We start from the raw sequence: 2,410 nt of genomic DNA, 5'->3' as shown, positions 1-2,410 counted from the left end.
ACGGTAGGGCCGAGCCGTCCCTGCCTGGCCGCTGCCAGCAGTGCCAGGCCAAACTGCAGGTCCGCCTCCGCGCCGAACGACTCCGGCTGGCGGACCCAGTCGAGCCCGCCAAGGCCCTGCGCTGAGTGCTCCAAAGTATTGCCTGCTTCCTGAACCTGCCGATCCGCACCGCCTGCCCGGCGGCCCCTGCCATTTTACGGCGCGGGGGCACGACATGTGCCGTTCCTGCCACGCCGCGGCGGGTTGGGTGACCCGCCACCGTTCCGGGCACGGAATAATAGCCATGTGCCTTCTCCCCACATGCCGCTCGTGCTGCTCGGCGGCGCCTCCGGTTCCGGCAAGTCCTATCTGGCGGCGCGGTTCGGCCGTCCGCATCTGGAGCTCGACGCGTTCTACCGGGAAATCGCCGAGCACACCCCGGGGTCCCCGCTGCCGCTGACCCCGTACGGGGAGATCGACTGGGACCATCCCGGCACCTGGAACAGCGGAGCCGCGGCCCGCGCCATGACGGAACTGCTGGAGACCGGCCGCACCCGGATTCCCGACTACTCCATCGCCACCTCCAGCTACAACGGGCACCGCACCGTGGAACTCGCGGAGGGGCCGGTGATTGCCGAGGGCATCTTCGCCGACGCCGTGCTCGGCCAGCTGCGAAGCCTCGGGCTGGAGGTGGACGCCGTCTTCGTCACGGTCTCTCCCATCACGACGGCGGTGCGCCGCCTGGTGCGCGACCTGCGCGAGCACCGCAAACCGCTGCCGTTCCTGCTCAAACGCGGCTGGGCGCTCTTCCGCTCCGAACGCGCCGTGCGCGACCGCTACCTGGCGGCCGGTTTCCGCCCGGTGGCCAAGCGGCAGGTGAAAAGGGAACTGGCTGGCCTGCGCGGGGCGCCGGCCGCCCAGCGGAAGTAGCGCCCGGCTATTCGGTCACGTCCCACATCCGGCGCCACCACGGCCGCTTGGGCTCGGGCTCCGCTTCCTCGCGTGCCGCCGCGGCTGCCCTGGCCGCCCGGCGTTCCCGCCAGCGTTCCAGTTCATACTCCACGTCCCGGGTCTTGGTGATCACCGGCGGGCCGCCCTGTAGCTGTCGCCGCGCGTTGACCACCCGGGCGTTGAAGTCCTCCAGGATTTCGCGCACCCGCCGGTCCGAGATCTGCTGGTCCAGCCGTCCGTCCAGCTCGGCATCCTCGGTCCGCAGCAGCAGGGCTTCGGGGCCCAGCCCCGTGAGGTTCTCGCGCTCGATCAGCCCCTTGAGCCACCAGTCGGGGTCATACCCGTTGCCCAGGTTGGGGATCGGTTTTCCGGCGTATTTCAGGTCGTCGAAGTCCCCGCGGGCCATGGCCTCCCGGATCAGGTAGTCCGCGCGCCGGGAGGTGTCCAGCTCCCGGATTTTCCGGTGCTTCTCCTCTTCGGCCTCCGCCCGCTCCTCTTCGTCCGCGTCGGCCCGCCCGCGTTCCCGTGACGCCCGCAGCTCCGCGGCGCGTTCCAGCCGCCGGCCGTTGTCACCCGCTGCCCTGCTGTTCACTCGTCAGACACCGCCTCCGCTATGACCTGGGCCCGATGCTCAGCCACCGGGCTGTTCCTGACATTTTTCCAGCCCCGTGACGAGCCAGCAATGCGTCGCCGTCGTTCATGCGCCGTTCGCCGGTTCCCCCGCCGGCCGCGCCGCTGCGCTTCAGACGGTGGCCGCCGGCGCGTCGGCGATGGCAGACTCGGCCGCATGCGCGAATTTGTCGTCCTGGGCACCGCCTCGCAGGTTCCTACCCGGAGCCGCAACCACAACGGCTACCTGCTGCGGTGGGACGGCGAGGGAGTGCTGTTCGACCCGGGTGAGGGAACGCAGCGGCAAATGATCCTCGCCGGGGTTTCGGCCAGCCGGATCACGCGCATCTGCCTCACGCATGTGCACGGCGACCACTGCTACGGATTGCCCGGCGTGCTCTCGCGCATGGTCCTGGACGGCGTTGAGCATCCGGTTCATCTGCACTATCCGGCCTCCGGCAGTGATGTGGTGCGGGCCCTGGTCTCGCTCGCCTCCCCGGGTCTTGACCTGCGCCTGCACCCGCACGGCGCCCCAGGGGCCATTGCTGACGGCCTTGAGGTGCGTCCCCTGGACCACCGGATCGAGGCCTACGGCTACCGGCTGGTCGAACCCGACGACCGCACCCTGCTGCCCGACCGGCTGGCTGCCGCCGGGATTTCCGGCCCCGACGTCGGCCGCCTGCAGCGGGAAGGAAGCCTCAAGGGGTTGCGGCTCCAGGAGGTCAGCGTGCCCCGGCCGGGGCAGCGCTTTGCGTTCGTGATGGACACCGCGGTCTGCGCCGGGGCGGAGGAACTGGCCGACGGCGCCGACCTGCTCGTGGCCGAGTCCACCTTCAGCGACGACGACGAGGCCCTCGCCGTCCGGCACCGC

Annotated in this window: 3 protein-coding genes; 2 read left to right on the top strand and 1 reads right to left on the bottom strand. The window is 70.7% G+C overall.

The genetic code is table 11. From position 1 onward, the window contains the following. Nucleotides 1–285 precede the first annotated feature (285 nt). On the top strand, nucleotides 286–909 hold the full coding sequence (locus AC5RV2_RS17150) for a uridine kinase family protein (RefSeq protein WP_494093340.1): 624 nt from the start codon (nucleotides 286–288) through the stop codon (nucleotides 907–909). Nucleotides 910–916: 7 nt separating this feature from the next. Here the strand turns inward: AC5RV2_RS17150 and AC5RV2_RS17145 are convergent, their stop codons facing one another. Continuing rightward, complete coding sequence (locus AC5RV2_RS17145) at nucleotides 917–1,522, bottom strand: DnaJ family domain-containing protein (protein WP_494093339.1); 606 nt, start codon at nucleotides 1,520–1,522, stop codon at nucleotides 917–919. A 195-nt stretch (nucleotides 1,523–1,717) separates the two neighbouring features. Between AC5RV2_RS17145 and AC5RV2_RS17140 the strand changes: the two genes are divergently transcribed. Then, nucleotides 1,718–2,410: ribonuclease Z (locus AC5RV2_RS17140; RefSeq protein ID WP_494093338.1), on the top strand; the 693-nt coding region annotated here is incomplete at its 3' end.

This window comes from Arthrobacter sp. Y3225116, assembly GCF_059091245.1.
Note: the sequence above shows the minus strand (reverse complement) of the source record. Positions and strands in the feature narration are given on the sequence as shown.